Origin of the sequence: Aminobacter sp. DSM 101952 (genome assembly GCF_001424795.1) — a bacterium.
Taxonomy (GTDB): Bacteria; Pseudomonadota; Alphaproteobacteria; order Rhizobiales; family Rhizobiaceae; genus Aminobacter; species Aminobacter aganoensis.
In genome coordinates this window covers 1-1,904 of record NZ_LMCL01000028.1, presented here as the reverse complement: position 1 = coordinate 1,904, position 1,904 = coordinate 1, and the positions used below count along the sequence as shown (strand labels likewise).

The 1,904-nt window shown below is 56.7% G+C and carries 2 protein-coding genes; both read right to left on the bottom strand.

Translation table 11 applies throughout. The annotated features are described in order from the left end of the window. Positions 1 to 11: 11 nt before the first annotated feature. On the bottom strand, positions 12 to 329 hold the full coding sequence (locus ASC75_RS16510) for a hypothetical protein (RefSeq protein ID WP_156381287.1): 318 nt from the start codon (positions 327 to 329) through the stop codon (positions 12 to 14). A 79-nt stretch (positions 330 to 408) separates the two neighbouring features. Then, positions 409 to 1,904: type I secretion C-terminal target domain-containing protein (locus tag ASC75_RS16505; RefSeq protein ID WP_156381286.1), on the bottom strand; the 1,496-nt coding region annotated here is incomplete at its 5' end.

The window sequence follows — 1,904 nt, the reverse complement described above, 5'->3', positions numbered from 1 at the left end:
TATTCACATTCTCAAAACGTGCCGTGCCCCGGCTCTTCCTCGAAGAGGATGGTGAAAGGCACCATGGCGACCATGGCATCCCCGGCCATGTCCGTTGCGACGACATCGACCGGCCCCGCCGCAGCCTCGACGCTGGGCGCCAGCAAATGCGGGATCAGGTCGGAGATCTCGATAACCTCGCCGAACAGCGCATCGGCGAGGATCTCGCCGAGCGCCGCCTGGTCGGTCGCCGGCAGCGGAGACGGCGCGAGCATGGGCAGGTCCGGGAAATCCGGCTCCGCCCGCCACTCCGCGATCCCCGCGACGTCAAGGGCGAGCAGCCGCAGCACCCGCCCCTTCGTCAGTTGCTTCAGGTCTGTCGACCGTCATCGAAAACTGCAGTCCCTCTCAATCAACCCAGGCGCCATTCTATACGTTATCCGGGTTCTTGTTACCCGAATTGTCTTCGTACAGCACCTTCACAATGTCGTTCGACGAGCTGTTGTAGCTGAAGTCCTGGAGCACCGCGACCTCTTGATAGGCGTCGCCGCCACCGGTTTGGTCAACGCTCACGACTGAGTCAGTGCCGCTCTGTTCGATTTTCACATAGCCTCCGGCCTCGAGGTCGGTGGTTGAAGAAAGGCCCTTCAACAATTCGCTGAGATCGATCTGATCGCCCTCGACCGGATTGAAATCGGTGATGATGTCGTTGATCGAACCATCAATGGCGTCAGCACTGATTATGAAAGTCTCTGCCCCTTCGCCTCCAGCAAGGGCAAATAGCGAAGCGTCGTCGTCAAGCGATAGAATGTTGGCCAAATGGAATGGCGACGCGTCGACGACATCGTTAGTTACCGTGACCGTCAACGGGTCTCCAAGGGTTGACGTATCTCCATCCGTGTCTGCAGCGCCTAGCTGGAAATTCAATGTCAGGTCATCAACGGTGACCACTTCATTGTAGCTGATGTTGTCGATATTGAAGCCCGCTCCGCCCAGATGGGAAACCTTTACATCCTGAAATTCGTCCGCGACGTAGAGGGTGTATGTATTCCCAGAGTGCAGCACTTCCCCTGCTTTTGCGACGTTGACCTCAACATTTATCGTGATTGGAGCTTTGGTCGGGCTGGCAATCGCAATCGTATCGGGAGCGCTTTTGACGTCGAAAAGCACGCCATCAATGTAGACTTGAACGTTTGCGCTGGTTCCCCCTGTCCACTGCTGCATCGTAAAGCTGATATGGCCTGTCTGTTCTTCGGAAAAGGCCAGATTGATATATTCGCCGTTCGTTATGCTAGGATTTCCTCCAGCTCCGATGCCGTTCTGGGACGCATTGATGGCTCCAGTGCCAGATATAACCAGTGACCCGTCATCGGTTGCAACCGTGCCAGTCGGTCCGAACGCACCGAAGTCGTCACCCGTCGCCGTCGTTTCGGACAACACCTCATTTTGGTGAATGGTAAAGTCATAAGTTCCGTCGGGATTGACGATCAGCGTAAAGAACTGGCTGGAACCCGGATTTTGTGGGTTCGAGTATGCATTGATCGCAACTCCTCCGTCACCACCTTGCGACACGGCACTGGAAGTCGCCGTGTAATAGAAGGTAAAGACATCGCTGCCGGCTTGCTGGACGACAACCTTCGTGACCCCATTCGTCGGATCGTTTGTGGTTTGTACGAGATCTATCGCGTCGCCGCCCAGAGCGCCGTTGTTCTGCAAGAGAGCATGCAAGACATCGAGGCCGTCAGCGCCGAATGAAGCCTGATAGAATCCCGTAGTGCTAGTCTCAGGTTGATTGAGGACCACAGCATCCGTCACCGAGTGGAAGAGCGGAACGTCGTCGACGACCGTCACATTGACCGTGCCGGGCGTGACTTCGCCGTCGGTGTCGGTGGCGTTCACCACCAGCCCCGTCACCGTCACCGTGC